Raw genomic sequence first — 19,745 nt, forward strand, 5'->3', positions numbered from 1 at the left:
TGAAAGCATGGGAGCAGGATATCAAGGGGATGGCTATGAGCTGCAGTGGCCGTATGCGCTGAAAGCCATCCGCAGTTTTCGGATTGAACGGAAATTTAATACACATGCGCGGTGTACCTTTACGGCGGTCATGACGGAAGAGGAAGCGGAACTCTGTATACAAAGAAGCAGCTTTGAGGACAGCCTGGTCCTCCGCAAGCCTGCCGAGCCGAAGGCGGAGAACTGGTTCGCCGGGGGCATTACGGGTATCGATATTCACATGGAAGACGGGATTCCGCATGTGAAAGTCGAGGCGATTTCGCGTACATATGCGATGGATATGGAGCCGAAAAACCGGTCATATCAGAATAAGCATTTGACCTATTCGGACGCCATAGAGCGGCTCGTCGCTGATTACCCCGGAGGGGCTGCGCAAAATATGGCGACAAGCGAGGAAGCGGCGATCGGCGCGTTAATGGTTCAATTTGGAGAGACCGACTGGGAGTTTATGAAACGGCTGGCCTCCCGGATAGGGACCGTTATTTTGCCGGATGTGGCGCTGGATGCGCCTCGTGTCTATTTCGGCGTGCCGGATTTGTCATGGGGCGAGGAGCTGAAGTCCAAGCGTTACACGGCCGTGAAGGACCGGGCCCGCTATGAAGAGCTGAAGGCGCATGCGGAAGGAAGCGAAGCGGACCTGCCTCACGAGGCGGATTTTGTCCATTACCGGGTCATCAGCGAGCAATATTGCGAGGTCGGAGATGATGTCCTGTTTAAAAATCAGATGTGGGTCGTGTCTGAATCGGTGATCAGCTATGCATCGGGGCTGCTGCAATATGAATATGTGCTGGTGAAGCGTCAGACGCTGAGAATGAAGCTGCGGCGGAATGAGCGGATTCAAGGCGTCTCCCTCGAAGGCCGGGTCGTGAAACGGGCGAACAATATGGTGAAGGTTCATCTGGACATCGATGCGGAGCATGATGCGCAAGGGAACTGGTGGTTCCCCTACTCGGGGGAAGGGAACAATATCTTTCACTGTCTGCCGGAGGAAGGCGCGCGGATCAAGGTGTATTTTCCAAGCGGTACCGAGAAGCAGGCGATCGCGATTAACTCGGCTCGCGGCGGAAGCGAGGAGATGAAGAGCCGGACAGTGTTCCAGAAGCCCGCGACGAAAGTGTTCGAGATGCCGGGAGCGGCCAAAATGCAGTTGGGAGACGACGGAGTCCTGTTCGAGAAAGGGACGGTCAGCCTGCATCTGGATGGCGGGAACATTACCGTTAAGGCAAGCGAGGATCTATTGCTGGTGGCAGGCAACCGGATGGAGCTGGGGAGCGGGAGCGAGAAGGGAGTACTCGAGTCCATTCGGATGCGCGCTGCGCGGCAGATTGCGCTGCAAACGAACGCTGCCCATTATATGGTCATCCAAGAAAACCGGGTGGGCATCAAGAGCAGCAAGCTGGACTTCCAGAAAGTCGAAGCGGATTTCATGGAGCTGCTGACGGATGAAGAGATCAAGCAGATGTATATCGATGAACAGACCGAAGCGAAAATTTGGAAAGAAGAACTGGATTTCAACAAAAATATCCCCGTGCCTATGTCTGGAATGCCTGTGACCGTACCCTTGCCGGAAGGCAATAAGGCGGACATTCGTGCGAAAGTGGCAGCCGAAGTGAACAGCAATCCGAATGGAATCGCTGCGGCCCGAAGCTGGCTAAGCGGAAAATCGGCGGAAGAGCAGCAGAGCGCCTACCAGAAGAGCTACGCCCAGCCAGTTGAACCGAAGAAGAGTAAGAAAGAGAAACAAGCGGAGCTGGCAGAGAGTCAGAAGGAATATGAGCAGGAAGACCGGGACCGGACAGCGGTGTATGAGTGGAATCAAAGCGCGAAGAAGATCATAGAGCAAGGGGCAAAGGAAGGCAAGTCGTCAGCGGAGATCCATGCGATGCTTCCACCGCAGCCTGTACTTATGCCAAGAGCGCCGCAGGAAAGCCACGGGCCGGGCATGATCGAGCAGATGCTGAATCTCACGGGAATCGGGAAACTGTTGGAAAAGATGGGTCCAGCTATGGACGCGTGGCAACTGGAGAATGTCATTCCGCAGAAGCCGGATTATCTCAGCAAGCATACGGAAAAAACGGTATACTTATCCCGGTATACGTACCAAGTGTTGGTCATCGATCCCCAAGTTCTGATCGCGGAGTTTAATCTCTTGTTTGGAGCGGTGGCGATCATCGGGGCGTTTTGGACGGGAGGGGGATCGTTGTATCTCCTGGCGCTCGCAGATGGGGTCATAGGCGCAGGCATGGTCGCCGTCAACATTGAGAAGCTAATCGATCTCAAGAACGGAAATGGGAATACGAATCCGAGCATCCTCGGCATAGACCAGGCGATGCTGGATGATATGGGGCTCGCCCTCGCGTTTGTGAACCTGGCATTCTTGATGAAGCACGGCTTATATAAGGCGGCGGATAAACTGGCGAACAGCAGGAATAATGCGGCGCTGGATGATGTTTGGAAGGCGGGTAATGGTAAGGAAATCAGTGAACGAGGTGGTTATGGAAGTCAGGGTCAAGAGGTTCCATATTTAGCAGATTTCTTTGATGGAGCAGACAATGGAATTATTAGGGGACTAGATGAACCGACATTTTATTATGTTAAAAATGAAGCAGGAGGAACTATCTTTGTTTCAACAGATAAAATTAAACAAAAACATTTTGCAAATTTAGTAGATGAAGCTGAAGGTAGCGTGAATATTTTAACCGGAGCACATGGGACTATAGACGGTACTTTAATAGCAGAGAAAACGTTTTTTGATTCTGATTTATTAAAATGGGGAGAAAAACAAAATGTAAAGATTCTAGACATAAATGAATTGTCGGCAGATCAAATTAGTCAAATAGTTAATAGTGATGGAATTACAATATGTGGATGGTGTTATAGTGAAAGGTCCCTAGATATATTGAAAGCGATGAACTTAATAAAGTAATGAGAGTGATAATACGAAAGGGAGAATTTCAATGGTGGATTATAAGGATTTAACATGTTATTCACTACAACATTTCGAGAATGCTAAAAATGTGGGATGGATAAATAAAAAAGAAGATTTTCATAAAGGTAGTGTTACGAAAGAATTTATCGAAAAATTGTGGGGATATATAAAGTACCCGCTCAATACGGTTAGGGATGCCAATGAATCGAAAGTAATGTTATTTAATGGAGAAAAAGTAACTTTGGGTTTTTCTGAAATAAGGGTAATGAGTGAAGACGGTAAAAACAGATTTGCTGCACCTGATTTAATTTTTCAGTATGTCATGGAATATAACTATTGTCCTCCTAAAGAATTTATCAATGCTGTCCTAAGTGGACCGGGGCCTTATTCGTTAGAATACAAAAATTATATGTCTAAATATAATGAACAAAATTTATGGGGAGAAGATGCTGATATTGTAGAATTATCTGAAAAACTTAGAAGAAGTATTATAAATAATAATGATTTCATAAAAAAAACTATTGAAACGGATTCAAAATGTATAAACGTTTTAACTAAAGAAGGTTCGCTGCTTAATGTTTCTATTCTAAATAAAAACATTGACTTGGCAAAGCAATTAATATGGATGGATATAGATATTAATAAGTTCAGTGGGGTTGAGTTGATCAATGCAGTATTAAATGATGAAAATGAATTAGTAGAACTATTGCTCTTAAAAAATATTATGTTTAATTTAAGTTCACCTAAGACAAACCCTCTTTTTATAGCAGTGAGAAAAGGGAATTTTGAAGCAGTAAAATTGCTATTGAATAAGGGAGTAGATCCATCGATAGAATACTCGAATGAATTTATGAAAAACTTTAATGTAATTCAGTTAGCACAAAAAATGAATCAAAGTGAAATAGTAACACTATTAAACGAACATGAACCAAACAGATATCAATAATATTGAGAAGGCCATTCAGACTGAAGCTTAAAAAATGAATACAAGAGAATCAATGGCGAACCACGGATACCTTCTCGGGGGTCTCTCAAGATTTTTGTATAAACTCACTTTACAACCCGAACAACAGAGTCGTACAATACAACCAACAAACCAAACACTAAACAACTTAACAAACACTTGATAACCTTTCAAAAGCTTATTCCAACTTGAATCATGAGTAGGAATGAGCTTTTTTTCATGCCCAAAATCAAAGGAGGAAGAAAGTGAAGAAAAACAATGGTAAAACAGGCACAAGCAGCGGAAAAGTGAGCGTCAAACCCAGCCCACCTGTTCACAAGCTCAAGACCCGAAAAGGTCGAAGTGCTGATGAATCAATAAATACACCGGAGAGTGAGGCACGGGATGCACGATACAGAGATATGGAACCATTTTATAGAAGAAGATGTGATGCCGCAGCGAAATCAGCAGGTTAAATCTTTACATAACTATTATGTGAGGCATAAAAAGCAGATTTTAGACCAGCTCGTCCCGCTATTCGACCGGTTCTGCCAGAATGTACAGCTCCTGCAGCAAGAAGGGCATTTACAGAAATGCGCCTGCATTCACGTCTCCCTGCTGCGGACGAGCCTGAACGAAGGAAGGCCCGTCTATATGCTGGAGGCCAGCGGCAGGGACACGGAAAGCAACGTGCAGCTGACGCCTTTCCGTTATGATGCGGGATGGATTTATGGATTCGCGGACGCTTGGGATCAAGCATGTGAGGAGAAGCGCAAGCATTATATGAACCGCATTCAGCGCCATTCGTTCGAAGCCTGGAAGACAGAGCAGCTGTATCCGTTTCACGTCTATATGGTACACGCTGTCCGTTATGCCATGGATACCATCCGGCAGCTTGTTTCTTTCCAAAGCATAGAGAAAGACAGTCATTTTGAAGTGCGCGTCGGCGAATATCGGGATCATGAAGTCAGTGAATCGGTGTATCGCGTCAATGAGAGACAACGAACCTCCATTACGTGCAAAGGATGGCTGGAAAACCGGTCAGATCAAGAATATATCTATGAACATATTGCCAGAGTCGATTTGTCTCGTGGTCATTACGAAGGGATTGATCTGAATTATGCCAGGTTCGAAGAGGTGACGCTGACAGGAAGTCGTTTCGGGGGCAGCCGAATGCTGGGTACCCGCTTCGAGCGCTGCGTATGTGATCAGGCCGATTTTGCCGAGAGTCTTCTAGTTGATGCGGATTTTCGCGATTGTGATCTGACCTATGCGAGGTTCGACCGTGTACTGGGCGATCGGGATATGGTGGTAGAGGCGCATGGCCTGGTGTTTGGTCTGAATGGCGTACAGTTTCAACGGGCCAACCTGACCCATGCCAGCTTTCGAGATGCGAAAATTGCGGGGGATTTTACAGGTTCGAAGCTGGAAGAGACGGATTTCACAGGGGCAGACTTGACCGGGAGCCGGATGCTGGAGCGGGACGCTTTCCGGGTTGCGCTAACGAAGGAACAGCGTGAAACGATCACTTGGGTGGAGGAGCCGCAGCATGAGTAGGATGGAATACTATGTACTGGAACATGATCGGCGCTTGCCGGCGAACGGAGCGAATCTGGCGTTTCCAGAACGTATGCTCAGGGGCTACGGCCACGCGGAGCAGCAGGAAGTCGTCTATGTGAAGCCGGGCAATAGCCTGACTTCCAGCAGTCTGATTGAACATCCCATCCTGCTGGTCAGCGAGGAGCTTCGGGCCATTATAAATAAGCAAATACCGGAGATCGCTTATAAAAGCGTAATCGTGATGGACCTAAAGCAGCAGGGGCAATTCGATTATGCATGGATGGATTTTCCGGAAATTCCGTGTATTGCGCCTGACCGCACGGGGTCGGAAAACGGACAGGTTATGACCATTGGGGTAGACCCGGAAGCTTTGAGGGAAGCTGCTATTTTCCAAATTCCGTATTACCGGAGCCGTGTGCTGGTTGCGCGTGTGGACGTAGCGGAGAGCCTGCTTAGAAAAAGCCTGTACGGCTTAAGGATCAGACCAATCCGGTTGACGGGAGGAGAAGCTTGAGATGGGAATTACAGACACGATATTGAAGAAAGACACGCTTGCCAAGCTGCTGGCATCCCCGTGGCGGAGCGAGGATACCTATGTGACAGCAGGGGCGTATATGCATTGCACATTTGGCACGCACGAAGAAGTGCTGAACAAGCAGGACCCGAACGGAGTGTTTATTAATGGAAGCCCGATGCTGACGGTGGAGGATTGTGTCGTATCCACGTCGGAGCCGGGAACGACTATGGGTATTGCCTTTGACGCAATGGGTCGGGAGCTTGATGGCAACTTTTATTCGTTTGGCTATTGCCGGAGTGAGATGCATCCGATAAAGGTGGCTCTAGGAAATGGGGGGGCTACAGCCGCTCCGTATACGGTTGACTTTCCTCCGTTTATGCTAGACCCCGATCCAGAGCAGCCGACCTTTAATCAGCTTACTTATCCGTGTGCGCCCAAGCTGCTGCCAACGGTATCGGCATCCGCCCCTACGGGCCCGCCATTCAAGCCTCAAGCAGAGGCGCGGCCAGGGCTGTTAGGTGCACTATCTGCGCTTACTACGATGCTGGAGAAATTGGCAGGAGCTCAGACCCAATGGACGAACGGCAGCCCGAGTGTATCCATTCAAGGGGTACCGGCGCTAACCAGCAAGTCCTGTTTATTTTGTCAGTATGGGGGGAAGATCCGGTTGCTCACAAATGGGATGGATCCGGCGCCTCCTGAGTTCTCCGCGAGATAAAGAAGAGAGGTCAAGGTGAAGACATGGGAGCAGGGTATCAGGGGGATGGCTATGAGCTGCAGTGGCCGTATGCGCTGAAAGCCATTCGCAGTTTTCGGATTGAACGGAAATTTAATACACATGCGCGGTGTACATTTACGGCGGTAATGACGGAAGAGGAAGCGGAACTTTGCATACAAAGAAGCAGCTTTGAGGACAGCCTGGTCCTCCGCAAGCCTGCCGAGCCGAAAGCGGAGAACTGGTTCTCCGGGGGCATTACGGGTATCGATATTCACATGGAAGACGGGATTCCGCATGTGCAAGTCGAGGCGATTTCGCGCACGTATGCCATGGATATGGAGCCGAAAAACCGTTCATATCAGAATAAGCATTTGACCTATTCGGATGCCATAGAGCAGCTCGTCGCCGGTTACCCCGGAGGGGCTGCGCAAAATATGGCGACAAGCGAGGAAGCGGCGATTGGCACGTTCATGGTTCAATTTGAAGAGACCGACTGGCAATTTATGAAACGTCTGGCCTCCCGGATAGGGACCGTTATTTTGCCGGATGTGGCCCTGGATGCGCCGCGCGTCTACTTCGGCGTACCGGATTTGTCATGGGGCGAGGAGCTGAAGTCCAAGCGTTACACAGCCGTAAAGGACCGGGCCCGCTATGAAGAGCTGAAGGCGCATGCGGAAGGAAGCGAAGCGGACCTGCTTCAGGAGGCGGATTTTGTCCATTACCGGGTCATTAGCGAGCAATATTGCGAGGTTGGAGATGATGTGCTTTTTAAAAATCAGATGTGGGTCGTATCCGAATCGATCATCAGCTATGCATCGGGGCTGCTGCAATATGAATATGTGCTGGTGAAACGGCAGACGCTGAGAATGAAGTCGCGGCGTAATGAGCGGATTCAAGGCGTCTCCCTGGAAGGCCGGGTCGTGAAACGGGCGAACAATATGGTGAAGGTTCATCTGGACATCGATGCGGAGCATGACGCGCAAGGGAACTGGTGGTTCCCCTATTCGGGGGAAGGGAATAATATCTTTCACTGTCTGCCGGAGGAAGGCGCGCGGATTAAGGTGTATTTTCCAAGCGGTACCGAGAAGCAGGCGATCGCGATCAACTCGGTTCGCGGCGGAAGCGAGGAGATGAAGAGCCGGACGGTGTTCCAGAAGCCCACGACGAAAGTGTTCGAGATGCCGGGAGCGGCCAAGATGCAGCTGGGAGACGACGGGGTCCTGTTCGAGAAAGGGACGGTCAGCCTGCATCTGGATGGCGGGAACATTACGGTTAAGGCAAGCGAGGATCTGTTGCTGGTGGCAGGCAACCGGATGGAGCTGGGGAGCGGGAGCGAGAAAGGAATACTGGAGTCCATCCGGATGCGCGCCGCGCAGCAGATTGCGCTGCAAACGAACGCTGCCCATTATATGGTCATCCAAGAAAACCGGGTGGGCATCAAGAGCAGCAAGCTGGACTTCCAGAAAGTCGAAGCGGATTTCATGGAACTGCTGACGGATGAAGAGATCAAGCAGATGTATATCGATGAACAGGCCGAAGCGAACATCTGGCAAGAAGAACTGGATTTCAACAAGAATGTCGCCGTTCCGATGTCGGGAATGCCGGTGTCCGTACCCTTGCCGGAAGGCCACAAGGCGGACATTCGTGCGAAAGTGGCAGCCGAAGTGAATAGCAATCCGGATGGAGTCGCTGCGGCGCGAAGCTGGCTGAGCGGAAAATCGAAGGAAGAGCAGCAGAATGCCTACCAGAAGAGCTACGCCCAGCCGGCAAGCGAACCGAAGAAGAAGAGTAAGAAAGAGAAACAAGCGGAGCTAGCAGAGAGTCAGAAGGAATATGAGCAGGAAGACCGGGACCGGACAGAGGTATATGAGTGGAATCAAAGCGCGAAGAAGATCATGGAGCAAGGAGCAAAGGAAGGCAAGTCGCCAGCGGAGATCCGGGCGATGCTTCCCCCGCAACCTGTACCTACGCGAAGAGCGCCGCAGGAAAGCCATGAGCCGGGTATAATCGAGCAGATGCTGGATTTCACGGGGATCGGGAAAATGATGGAAAAGATGGGTCCAGCTCTGGACACATGGCAACTGGAGCATGTCATCCCGCAGAAACCGGATTATCTCAGCAAGCATACAGAAAAAAAGGTATACTTATCCCGGTATACCTTCCAAGTGTTAGTCATTGATCCTCAAGTTCTGATCGCGGAGATCAATCTCTTGTTTGGAGCGGTGGCGATCATCGGGGCTTTTTGGACGGGAGGGGGATCGTTGTATCTCCTGGCGATCGCAGATGGGGTCATAGGCGCAGGCATGGTCGGCATCAACTTGGTGAAACTGAACGACCTCAAGAACGGAAATGCGAATACAAATCCGAGCATCCTCGGCATAGACCAGGCGATGCTGGATAACATGGGGCTCGCTATCGCGTTTGTGAATCTGGCGTTCTTGATGAAGCACGGCTTATACAAGGCGGCGGATAAACTAGCGAACAGCAGGAATGTTGTAGCGCTGGATGAGGTTTGGAAGGCAGAGGGGATGGGAAATGGTGGTAAGGGAGTTAGTTGGGCTAAACACTCAATTAATAACCTAGAAGAAGCTCATCAATGGGGAAGCAAGTATTATGATAGCTGGATTGAATCACTAACTGAGAGTGAAAGAAATGCTATCAAGCAATATACTGGAGATGATTATAGCATAATAAATGCCTATCTGAGAGGATTCAGTGATTCTTTAGATGGTGTAGAACTACAAGTGATTAATGATATCAAGAGTGGACTAAGTAAAGCGAAAGTTCCATATGATATGCGAGTATATAGAGGAACAGATCTTAAACCCTTTGAAGATCTGCTTGAAATAGGTAAAGATGGAAAGATAAATTATGATTCGCTAGTAGGGAAGTCAATCAAAGATAATGCGTTTATTAGTACCGCGATTGTAAAAGAGTCTTCATTTGATTTTATGAAAGTCTCTTGGGAGATAAATGTTCCAAAAGGAGCTAATGCTGCTTATGTTAGTAAGATTAGTTATTACCCTGGTGAAGCAGAGTTACTTCTGAATGCTGGACAAGAAATGATAATAAAAAGTGCAAAAGTTGATAGTGATGGTAAACTACATGTTGTTTTAGATTTGATACTATAAAAGTAGGTGGAATAAATGACAGGTAGAAGAATGGTAGACAGATGGGAAGACGATAATAAGATTTTTCTTGGTCTAAATATAAAAAAACGAATACTCCCTACTATATATGGTGGTATTATTGGTGATTTAATGGGGGTACCAGTTGAATTTAGGCAAAGAGGTACATTTCACATACAAGATATAGTTGGATACGGCACATATAATCAACCTCCTGGAACATGGTCTGATGATACTTCGTTGACGTTATGTTTGGTAGAAAATGTAGTGGAAAAAGAAAACATAGTGAATTTAATGCGGAAATTTGTTAAATATCAAGAAGAAGGTTATTGGACTCCTTTTGGAAAGATGTTTGACATTGGTAGAACTACAGCTGAAGCAATAAATAGATTTAAAGAAGGGATTTTGCCGAAAAAATGCGGAGGTCAGTCTGAGTATGATAATGGTAATGGTGCCATTATGAGAATTTCGCCATTGGTATTTACGTTATATAATGAGTTTGATTTTGTAAAAAAAACAGAGATAATCAAACAATATACAGAAATTACTCATGCACATCCTCGTGCTATAGTAGGGTCAATTATCTACATTGAATTTTTAATAAGGCTATATCATAATAATTCTTTTGAAAAGTCAATAAAAGAAATTCAAGAGCTTTTCAATGAAAATTTTGGAGAAGAGCATGTATATCTAAAGGAATTGAGATATTACAAGAGAATTTTTAATGAAAATTTTTTTGGAACACCGCAAGAAGAAATTTTATCAGATGGATATGTGGTTCATACTTTAGAAGCAGCGATTTGGTGTTTAGGAAATACAGCTTCATTTAAAGAAGCTGTATTAAAAGCAGTGAATTTAGGTGAAGATACGGACACCGTGGCTTCGATAACAGGATCATTGGCAGGGATGTATTATAAAATGGATGAAATTCCAGAAGAATGGTTAGAAAAAATAGTTAGAAAACAAGATATTGATGAGTTGATAAAAAAATTCTATGAGTTTTGTGCTAATAAAGCGATTATAGATGAATATGGTAGTCTATAAACAAAAGAGTTTTATAAAGCTTTTGTATAAATTACTGAGTATTTAATTTACCAAAAATCCGTATTATGTAGAACTTTATCTGCATAATGCGGATTTTCACTTCTTTTTCATTGCAACCTTTCGCGGGAGAACTGATCGAAATGGTGAAGGTTCATCTGGACATCGATGCGGAGCATGACGCGCAAGGGAACTGGTGGTTCCCGTATTCGGGGGAAGGGAACAATATCTTTCACTGTCTGCCGGAGGAAGGCGCGCGGATTAAGGTGTATTTTCCAAGCGGTGCCGAGAAGCAGGCGATCGCAATCAACTCGGTTCGCGGCGGAAGCGAGGAGATGAAGAGCCGGACGGTGTTCCAGAAGCCCACGACGAAAGTGTTCGAGATGCCGGGAGCGGCCAAAATGCAGCTGGGAGACGACGGGGTCCTGTTCGAGAAAGGGACGGTCAGCCTGCATCTGGATGGCGGGAACATCACGGTTAAGGCAAGCGAGGATCTGTTGCTGGTCGCAGGCAACCGGATGGAGCTGGGAAGCGGGAGCGAGAAGGGCGTGCTCGAGTCCATTCGGATGCGCGCCGCGCAGCAGATTGCGCTGCAAACGAACGCAACCCATTATATGGTCCTCCAAGACAACCGGGTGGGCATCAAGAGCAGCAAGCTGGACTTCCAGAAAGTCGAAGCGGATTTCATGGAGCTGCTGACGGATGAAGAACTCAAGCAGCTGTATATCGATGAACAGGCTGAAGCGAAAATCTGGCAGGAAGAACTGGATTTTAACAAGAATGTCCCCGTGCCGATGTCCGGAGTTCCGGTGTCCGTACCCTTGCCGGAAGGTCATAAGGCGGACATTCGTGCGAAAGTAGCAGCCGAAGTGAACAGCAATCCGAATGGAATCGCTACGGCGCGAAGCTGGCTGAGCGGGAAATCGGCGGAAGAGCAGCAGAACGCCTACCAGAAGAGCTATGCCCAGCCAGCTAACGAATCGAAGAAGAGTAAGAAAGAGAAACAAGCGGAACTGGCAGAGAGTCAGAAGGAATACGAGCAAGAGGACCGGGACCGGACAGCAGTGTATGAGTGGAATCAAAGCGCGAAGAAGATCATGGAGCAAGGAGCAAAGGAAGGCAAGTCGCCAGCGGAGATCCGGGCGATGCTTCCCCCGCAGCCTGTACCTACGCGAAGAGCGCCGCAGGAAAGCCATGAGCCGGGTATAATCGAGCAGATGCTGGATTTTACGGGGATCGGAAAACTATTAGAAAAGATAGGTCCTGCTCTGGATGCGTGGCAGCTGGAGCATGTCATCCCGCAGAAGCCGGATTATCTCAGCAAGCATACGGAAAAAAAGGTATACTTATCCCGGTATACGTTCCAAGTGTTAGTTATCGATCCTCAAGTTCTGATCGCGGAGATCAATCTCTTGTTTGGAGCGGTGGCGATCATCGGGGCGTTTTGGACGGGAGGGGGATCGTTGTATCTCCTGGCGATCGCAGATGGGGTCATAGGCGCAGGCATGGTCGGCATCAACTTGGTGAAACTGAACGACCTCAAGAACGGAAATGCGAATACGAATCCGAGCATCCTCGGCATAGACCAGGCGATGCTGGATAACATGGGGCTCGCCATCGCGGTTGTGAATCTGGCGTTCTTGATGAAGCACGGCTTATACAAGGCAGCGGATAAACTAGCGAACAGCCGGAATATCACGGCGCTGGATGAGGCTTGGAAGGCATGGAGGAGTAAGCCAGGGATTATTGTTGAAGATTTAGATTTTAAATTGTGGGAAGAAATGCGTGTAAGCGGTCAGGTTAGATTAACACCAAATGGACTAAGAATTATGAGTATACGAGATATGAAGATATATCAGAGAGAAATGAGTACAATAAAAACAAAAGTTATTTTCGATAAGAAAGGAAATATATTACCCGAGAATGCAGCTGGAGGTTTCGATCCTGAAACCGGAGTAATTGTATTAAGGGCTGATGCATCTTACTTAAGTGCAGTTCATGAATCATATCATCTTAAGCAATATAATCTACTTGGAAAAGAAGAATATTTGAAGTTATCGAAAGCTGAAAGAGAAGAATTCGTGTACAATGAGATTATGAAAAACAAACATTTATTTAATGCCGCTGAAATATATGAAGCGCAACGATACATTTTCAAAGTAAGAAATGGAGCATGGCCTTTATCTGATTGGAAGGGATATTAGGAATAATGGGAGGAAATATGAATACTAAATTAACAGCTAGCCAAGCTATGGAAATTGCCCGGGAATATAAACAAAAGTATAATCTACGAGGAGTCATTCACGACAGTGTGGAAAGGTCTGTGAAATTTTATCCTTCATTTTATGGAATTAAGGGTTGTGCTTGGCTTGTTTTGGTAGATATAACACCGAACATTTTTGAAGGCGATGATGAAATTACTATTGTTGTATCTGATGGAGATGGTGTTGTTGACCATGTAATAGATCATAATGGCATATCACATTATTATCATATTCCCAGTAATAGAGATTATACCGACGAAGAGTTTGAAGCTTTCGCTGACGACGAGAATGATGAATAAAAGAAAAATAGTGTTTTTACTCATCTGTTGAAGTGCAACGTAGGATTATAAATGCAGCCTGATCCTACAACACAAATAAATAAACCATAAACATAACTTGCTCGAACAAAATACACTTGATAATTTTTAAAAAGCTTATTCCAACTTGAACTGTGAAGTAGGAGTAAGCTTTTTTTGTATATTATAAACCAAAGGAGGAAGCGACAAAGCAGATACAGACATTAGAAAAAGAAGGTTTAATTGACTTGCTGGCCTCCCGGATAGGGACCGTTATTTTGCCGGATGTGGCCCTGGATGCGCCTCGCGTCTATTTCGGTGTGCCGGATTTGTCATGGGGCGAGGAGCTGAAGTCCAAGCGTTACACAGCCGTAAAGGACCGGGCCCGCTATGAAGAGCTGAAGGCGCATGCGGAAGGAAACGAAGGGGACCTGCTTCAGGAGGTGGATTTTGTCCATTACCGGGTCATTAGCGAGCAGTATTGCGAAGTCGGAGATGATGTGCTTTTTAAAAATCAGATGTGGGTCGTATCCGAATCGGTCATCAGCTATGCATCGGGGCTGCTGCAATATGAATATGTGCTGGTGAAACGGCAGACGCTGAGAATGAAGTCGCGGCGTAATGAGCGGATTCAAGGCGTCTCCCTGGAAGGCCGGGTCGTGAAACGGGCGAACAATATGGTGAAGGTTCATCTGGACATTGATGCGGAGCATGACGCGCAAGGGAACTGGTGGTTCCCCTATTCAGGGGAAGGGAATAATATCTTTCACTGTCTGCCGGATGAAGGCGCGCGGATTAAGGTGTATTTTCCAAGCGGTGCCGAGAAGCAGGCGATCGCGATTAACTCGGTTCGCGGCGGAAGCGAGGAGATAAAGAGCCGGACGGTGTTCCAGAAGCCCGCGACGAAAGTGTTCGAGATGCCGGGAGCGGCCAAAATGCAGCTGGGAGACGACGGGGTCCTGTTCGAGAAAGGGACGGTCAGCCTGCATCTGGATGGCGGGAACATTACGGTTAATGCAAGCGAGGATCTGTTGCTGGTCGCAGGTAACCGGATGGAGCTGGGGAGCGGGAGCGAGAAGAGAGTGCTCGAGTCCATCCGGATGCGCGCCGCGCAGCAGATTGCGCTGCAAACGAACGCTGCCCATTATATGGTCATCCAAGAAAACCGGGTGGGCATCAAGAGCAGCAAGCTGGACTTCCAGAAAGTCGAAGCGGATTTCATAGAACTGCTGACGGATGAAGAGATCAAGCAGATGTATATCGATGAACAGGCCGAAGCGAACATCTGGCAAGAAGAACTGGATTTCAACAAGAATGTCGCCGTTCCGATGTCGGGAATGCCGGTGTCCGTACCCTTGCCGGAAGGCCACAAGGCAGACATTCGATCGAGAGTGGCAGCCGAAGTGAATAGCAATCCGGATGGAGTCGCTGCGGCGCGAAGCTGGCTGAGCGGGAAATCGGCGGAAGAGCAGCAGAACGCCTACCAGAAGAGCTACGCCCCGCTGGCAAGCGAACCTGAGAAGAAGAGTAAGAAAGAGAAACAATCGGAACTGGCAGAGAGGCAGAAGGAATATGAGCAGGAAGACCGGGACCGGACAGCGGTGTATGAGTGGAATCAAAGCGCGAAGAAGGTCCTCGAGCAAGGGGCAAAGGAAGGCAAGTCACCAGCGGAGATTGAGGTGATGCTTCCACCGCAGCCTGTACTTATGCCAAGAGCGCCGCAGGAAAGCCACGAGCCGGGCATGATCGAGCAGATGCTGGATTTCACGGGGATCGGAAAACTGTTAGAAAAGATGGGTCCTGCTCTGGACGCGTGGCAACTGGAGCACGTCATCCCGCAGAAGCCGGATTATCTCAGCAAGCATACGGAAAAAAAGGTATACTTATCCCGGTATACGTTCCAAGTGTTGGTCATCGATCCCCAAGTTCTGATCGCGGAGTTCAATCTCTTGTTTGGAGCGGTGGCGATCATCGGGGCGTTTTGGACGGGAGGGGGATCGTTGTATCTCCTGGCGATCGCAGATGGGGTCATAGGCGCAGGCATGGTCGGCATCAACTTGGTGAAACTGAACGACCTCAAGAACGGAAATGCGAATACGAATCCGAGCATCCTCGGCATAGACCAGGCGATGCTGGATAACATGGAGCTCGCCATCGCGTTTGTGAATCTGGCGTTCTTGATGAAGCACGGCTTATACAAAGCGGCGGATAAACTAGCGAACAGCAGGAATGTTGTAGCACTAGAAGATGCTTCGAAGGCTTGGAAGAGTAAGTGGGGGATTGGACAAGCTGCTCAGAGACAAACAGAGGGATTTCCTACTAAATTAATTGATCCAATAGCGGATAAACATATTATAGATAAAGTAGCCGAAGCAAGGGGAGGATTATCTAATAGATATAAAGAAGATGGTAATTTTGCTTACGCTGAAGTAAATGTTACAAGTGTCGATAAGACAGACTTTTATGCACATAGCGGAATTCATGACGCAAGCAAAAAAATTCCTGGAACTGGGGAGTTTTCATTCAAACCTGAAGAGCCAATATTTAAGGCAACTGAAGCTCCTGATAAAGCAGGAAATATTTACTTGAGGGACGGAGATACAGAGTATAAAATTTTAAATGATCTAGCAAAGAGAATAGGCGATAATCCAAATGCAACAGGAAAAATCAAATTGTTTACTGAAAAGGACACGTGCGCTAGTTGCAATAAAATTATTCAACAATTTAATGAAAAGTATCCCAATATTATAATTGAAGTAGTTCATAATGGTGATGTTCCTATTCCACCTAAGACTTCAAAATAATAATTTTCGGAGGTTTCTATAAAATGGCCCATAGTTATGAAGAGTACTCAGAATATATAAATGAGACATATAATGAATTTAAAGAAGACGAAAAAATGAGTAATAAGGAGGCGATTGCAAGGACACTTAATGAATATGATATGTCAATGAAAAAAAGTGAGACAGATAAAGCAGTTATTGGTGTAACAATTGCAGAAATTTTAGTTTCTCATTTGAGGATTCTGAACACTTTCAAGGATTACATGATAGAAACGATATCCGAACTAAATTTTAAATTAATTGAACAAGAGAATAAATTAACACGTGAACAATACATTGATTTACTTTTACGTAAGGAGCAAGTGTTTAAACAATTAGAAAATAAACCTTTGGATTATTATCCGAGGGTATGTTGGTACTATGAAGAATTGACAGATGAAGTTAATAAATTCTTTGATCAAATTAACACAGGCAACATAAATAAGGATGAAATAGTTGCTAGCGTATTTCAACGTTTTGAACGAGATTGTAAGAATACACTAAGTGAAAAAATAATCGTGTATACAACGCTAGCTGAAAATCTGTTGAAACTTGGTTACACAAAAATAGAAGGGTTACAGAGGATTAAAGAGGAGTTGCAACTATTCAATGTGGAAGATGTTCGTGAGGAGCAACTAATAAAAGAGGAACGGATGAAGCTAGTAGTTAGAATTGATAACGCATTAGAGCAATTAAACAATATAGGTTAGTAGCTGTAAAACTTGGGATTATTATAACCACTCTAACGACAAGAACATAGAATACGATCAACGGGTCTGTCAAGATTTCTGTGAAAACTCACTTTACAACCCGAACAATAGAATCGTACAATACAACCAACAAACCAAACACTAAACAATATAAACAAACACTTGATAACCTTTCAAAAGCTTATTCCAACTTGAATCATAAGTAGGAATGAGCTTTTTTCATGCCCAAAATCAGAAGAAAGTGAAGAAAAAAATGGAAAAACAGGCACAAGCAGCAGAAAAGTGAGCGTCAAACCCACCCCACCTGTTCACAAGATCAAGACCCGAAAAGGTCGAAGTGCTGATGAACCAATAAAACGCACCTAAGAGAGGAGTGCGCGGGGATGCACGACATGGAGATATGGAACTATTTTATTGAAGAAGATGTCACGCCGCAGCGAAATCGGCAGATTAAATCTTTACATAACTATTATGTCCGGCATAAAAAGCAGATTTTAGACCAGCTCGTCCCGCTATTCGACCGGTTCTGCCAGAATGTACAGCTCCAGCAGCAAGAAGGGCATTTACAGAAATGCGCCTGCATTCACGTCTCCCTGCTGCGGACGAGCCTGAACGAAGGAAGGCCCGTCTATATGCTGGAGGCCAGCGGCAGGGACACGGAAAGCAACGTGCAGCTGACGCCTTTCCGTTATGATGCGGGATGGATTTATGGATTCGCGGACGCTTGGGATCAAGCGTGTGAGGAGAAGCGCAAGCATTATATGAACCGCATTCAGCGCCATTCGTTCGAAGCCTGGAAGACAGAGCAGCTGTATCCGTTTCACGTCTATATGGTACACGCTGTCCGTTATGCGATGGATACGATCCGGCAGCTTGTTTCTTTCCAAAGCATAGAGAAAGACAGTCATTTTGAAGTGCGCGTCGGCGAATATCGGGATCATGAGGTCAGTGAATCGGTGTATCGCGTCAATGAGAGACAACGAACCTCCATTACGTGCAAAGGATGGCTGGAAAACCGGTCAGATCAGGAATACATCTATGAACATATGGCCAAGGTCGATCTGTCTCGTGGTCATTACGAAGGCATTGACCTGAATTATGCAAGATTCGAAGAGGTGACGCTGACAGGAAGTCATTTCGGGGGCAGCCGAATGCTGGGTACCCGCTTTGAGCGCTGCGTATGCGATCAGGCCGATTTTCGCGAGAGTCTTCTAGTTGATGCGGACTTTCGCGATTGTGACCTGACCTACGCGAGGTTCGACCGTGTACTGGGCGATCGGGATATGGTGGTAGAGGCGCATGGCCTGGTGTTTGGTCTGAATGGCGTACAGTTTCAACGGGCCAACCTGACCCATGCCAGCTTTCGAGATGCGAAAATTGCGGGGGATTTTACAGGTTCGAAGCTGGAAGAGACGGATTTCACAGGGGCAGACTTGACCGGGAGCCGGATGCTGGAGCGGGACGCTTTCCGGGTTACGCTAACGAAGGAACAGCGTGAAACGATCACTTGGGTGGAGGAGCCGCAGCATGAGTAGGATGGAATACTATGTGCTGGAGCATGATCGGCGCTTGCCGGCGAACGGAGCGAATCTGGCGTTTCCGGAACGTATGCTCAGGGGCTACGGCCACGCGGAGCAGCAGGAAGTCGTCTATGTGATGCCGGGCAATAGCCTGACTTCCAGCAGTCTGATTGAACATCCCATCCTGCTGGTCAGCGAGGAGCTTCGGGCCACTATAAACAAGCGGATTCCGGAGATCGCTTATAAAAGCGTAATCGTGATGGACCTAAAGCAGCAGGGGCAATTCGATTATGCATGGATGGATTTTCCGGAAATTCCGTGTATTGCGCCTGACCGCACGGAGTCGGAAAACGGACAGGTTATGACCATTTGGGTAGACCTTGAAGATTTGAGGGAAGCTGCTATTTTCCAAATTCCGTATTACCGGAGCCGTGTGCTGGTTGCGCGTGTGGACGTAGCGGAGAGCCTGCTTAGAAAAAGCCTGTACGGCTTAAGGATCAGACCAATCCGGTTGACGGGAGGAGAAGCTTGAGATGGGAATTACAGACACGATATTGAAGAAAGACACGCTTGCCAAGCTGCTGGCATCCCCGTGGCGGAGCGAGGATACCTATGTGACAGCAGGGGCGTATATGCATTGCACATTTGGCACGCACGAAGAAGTGCTGAACAAGCAGGACCCGAACGGAGTGTATATTAATGGAAGCCCGATGCTGACGGTGGAGGATTGTGTCGTATCCTCGACGAAGCCGGGAACGACTATGGGTATTGCCTTTGACGCAATGGGTCGGGAGCTTGATGGCAACTTTTATTCGTTTGGCTATTGCCGGAGTGAGATGCATCCGATAAAGGTGGCTATGTCAGGGTATACAATCCCCCCATATAGGGTCGATATGGTCGACTTCCCTCCGTTTATGCTAGACCCCGATCCAGAGCAGCCGACCTTTAATCAGCCAACTTATCCGTGTGCACCCAAGCTGCTGCCAACGGTATCGGCATCCGCCCCTACGGGCCCGCCATTCAAACCCCAAGCAGAGCGGCGGCCTGGGCTGTTAGGTGCTCTTCCTTCGCTTACTACGATGCTGGAGAAATTGGCAGGAGCTCAGACCCAATGGACGAACGGCAGCCCGAGTGTATCCATTCAAGGGGTGCCGGCGCTGACTAGCAAGTCCTGTTTATTTTGTCAGTATGGGGGGCAGATCCGGTTGCTCACGAATGGGATGGACCCGGCGCCTCCGGAGTTCTCCGTGAGATAAAG

Annotated in this window: 15 protein-coding genes; all 15 read left to right on the top strand. The window is 47.4% G+C overall.

Translation table 11 applies throughout. From position 1 onward, the window contains the following. Positions 1 to 7 precede the first annotated feature (7 nt). The 15 genes from VK70_RS00440 to VK70_RS00505 all read left to right on the top strand — a co-directional run bounded on the left by VK70_RS00440 (position 8) and on the right by VK70_RS00505 (position 19,743). Positions 8 to 2,965, top strand: coding sequence for a hypothetical protein (locus VK70_RS00440; protein ID WP_046722613.1), 2,958 nt, complete (start codon positions 8 to 10; stop codon positions 2,963 to 2,965). A 31-nt stretch (positions 2,966 to 2,996) separates the two neighbouring features. Then, positions 2,997 to 3,914 (top strand): ankyrin repeat domain-containing protein, encoded by a 918-nt coding sequence (locus VK70_RS26170; RefSeq protein WP_025698332.1) that lies wholly within the window; start codon positions 2,997 to 2,999, stop codon positions 3,912 to 3,914. Between the two features lie 263 nt (positions 3,915 to 4,177). Further along, positions 4,178 to 4,387: a hypothetical protein gene (locus VK70_RS28155; RefSeq protein ID WP_155986917.1), complete on the top strand. Its 210-nt coding sequence runs from the start codon at positions 4,178 to 4,180 to the stop codon at positions 4,385 to 4,387. Continuing rightward, complete coding sequence (locus tag VK70_RS00450) at positions 4,362 to 5,468, top strand: pentapeptide repeat-containing protein (protein WP_158454037.1); 1,107 nt, start codon at positions 4,362 to 4,364, stop codon at positions 5,466 to 5,468. Before VK70_RS28155 ends, VK70_RS00450 begins: the two co-directional genes overlap by 26 nt. Next, on the top strand, positions 5,461 to 5,985 hold the full coding sequence (locus VK70_RS00455; RefSeq protein ID WP_046722617.1) for a hypothetical protein: 525 nt from the start codon (positions 5,461 to 5,463) through the stop codon (positions 5,983 to 5,985). Before VK70_RS00450 ends, VK70_RS00455 begins: the two co-directional genes overlap by 8 nt. Position 5,986: 1 nt before the next feature. Then, complete coding sequence (locus VK70_RS00460; RefSeq protein ID WP_046722619.1) at positions 5,987 to 6,706, top strand: PAAR-like protein; 720 nt, start codon at positions 5,987 to 5,989, stop codon at positions 6,704 to 6,706. Between the two features lie 23 nt (positions 6,707 to 6,729). Beyond that, the gene (locus VK70_RS27625) at positions 6,730 to 9,837 is read left to right on the top strand and encodes an ADP-ribosyltransferase (protein ID WP_052755966.1); all 3,108 of its coding nucleotides are present in this window, start codon (positions 6,730 to 6,732) and stop codon (positions 9,835 to 9,837) included. Positions 9,838 to 9,852: 15 nt separating this feature from the next. Next, on the top strand, positions 9,853 to 10,878 hold the full coding sequence (locus tag VK70_RS00470; RefSeq protein WP_025694554.1) for an ADP-ribosylglycohydrolase family protein: 1,026 nt from the start codon (positions 9,853 to 9,855) through the stop codon (positions 10,876 to 10,878). Between the two features lie 140 nt (positions 10,879 to 11,018). Then, positions 11,019 to 13,079: a zincin-like metallopeptidase toxin domain-containing protein gene (locus tag VK70_RS28760; protein WP_052755967.1), complete on the top strand. Its 2,061-nt coding sequence runs from the start codon at positions 11,019 to 11,021 to the stop codon at positions 13,077 to 13,079. Positions 13,080 to 13,096: 17 nt separating this feature from the next. Then, positions 13,097 to 13,438, top strand: a complete 342-nt coding sequence (locus tag VK70_RS00480) for a hypothetical protein (RefSeq protein WP_025698523.1) — start codon at positions 13,097 to 13,099, stop codon at positions 13,436 to 13,438. Between the two features lie 245 nt (positions 13,439 to 13,683). Continuing rightward, positions 13,684 to 16,239: a deaminase domain-containing protein gene (locus VK70_RS28765; RefSeq protein WP_233277748.1), complete on the top strand. Its 2,556-nt coding sequence runs from the start codon at positions 13,684 to 13,686 to the stop codon at positions 16,237 to 16,239. 23 nt (positions 16,240 to 16,262) lie between these two features. Continuing rightward, positions 16,263 to 16,967: an Imm3 family immunity protein gene (locus VK70_RS00490; RefSeq protein ID WP_025699831.1), complete on the top strand. Its 705-nt coding sequence runs from the start codon at positions 16,263 to 16,265 to the stop codon at positions 16,965 to 16,967. Between the two features lie 383 nt (positions 16,968 to 17,350). Then, a complete protein-coding gene (locus VK70_RS00495) occupies positions 17,351 to 18,502 on the top strand; it encodes a pentapeptide repeat-containing protein (RefSeq protein ID WP_046722622.1) in 1,152 nt (383 codons plus the stop codon). Then, complete coding sequence (locus tag VK70_RS00500; RefSeq protein ID WP_046722624.1) at positions 18,495 to 19,019, top strand: hypothetical protein; 525 nt, start codon at positions 18,495 to 18,497, stop codon at positions 19,017 to 19,019. Before VK70_RS00495 ends, VK70_RS00500 begins: the two co-directional genes overlap by 8 nt. A 1-nt stretch (position 19,020) precedes the next feature. Continuing rightward, on the top strand, positions 19,021 to 19,743 hold the full coding sequence (locus VK70_RS00505) for a PAAR-like protein (RefSeq protein WP_046722626.1): 723 nt from the start codon (positions 19,021 to 19,023) through the stop codon (positions 19,741 to 19,743). Positions 19,744 to 19,745: the final 2 nt, after the last annotated feature.

It is taken from the genome of Paenibacillus durus ATCC 35681, assembly GCF_000993825.1.
Classification (GTDB): Bacteria; Bacillota; Bacilli; order Paenibacillales; family Paenibacillaceae; genus Paenibacillus_AQ; species Paenibacillus_AQ durus_B.

Coding starts and splice junctions, on each gene's coding strand:
- VK70_RS00440 (WP_046722613.1), top strand. CDS start 8: ATGGGAGCAGGATATCAAGGGGATGGCTATGAGCTGCAGTGGCCGTAT.
- VK70_RS26170 (WP_025698332.1), top strand. CDS start 2,997: ATGGTGGATTATAAGGATTTAACATGTTATTCACTACAACATTTCGAG.
- VK70_RS00450 (WP_158454037.1), top strand. CDS start 4,362: ATGCCGCAGCGAAATCAGCAGGTTAAATCTTTACATAACTATTATGTG.
- VK70_RS00455 (WP_046722617.1), top strand. CDS start 5,461: ATGAGTAGGATGGAATACTATGTACTGGAACATGATCGGCGCTTGCCG.
- VK70_RS00460 (WP_046722619.1), top strand. CDS start 5,987: ATGGGAATTACAGACACGATATTGAAGAAAGACACGCTTGCCAAGCTG.
- VK70_RS27625 (WP_052755966.1), top strand. CDS start 6,730: ATGGGAGCAGGGTATCAGGGGGATGGCTATGAGCTGCAGTGGCCGTAT.
- VK70_RS00470 (WP_025694554.1), top strand. CDS start 9,853: ATGACAGGTAGAAGAATGGTAGACAGATGGGAAGACGATAATAAGATT.
- VK70_RS28760 (WP_052755967.1), top strand. CDS start 11,019: ATGGTGAAGGTTCATCTGGACATCGATGCGGAGCATGACGCGCAAGGG.
- VK70_RS00480 (WP_025698523.1), top strand. CDS start 13,097: ATGAATACTAAATTAACAGCTAGCCAAGCTATGGAAATTGCCCGGGAA.
- VK70_RS00490 (WP_025699831.1), top strand. CDS start 16,263: ATGGCCCATAGTTATGAAGAGTACTCAGAATATATAAATGAGACATAT.
- VK70_RS00495 (WP_046722622.1), top strand. CDS start 17,351: ATGCACGACATGGAGATATGGAACTATTTTATTGAAGAAGATGTCACG.
- VK70_RS00500 (WP_046722624.1), top strand. CDS start 18,495: ATGAGTAGGATGGAATACTATGTGCTGGAGCATGATCGGCGCTTGCCG.
- VK70_RS00505 (WP_046722626.1), top strand. CDS start 19,021: ATGGGAATTACAGACACGATATTGAAGAAAGACACGCTTGCCAAGCTG.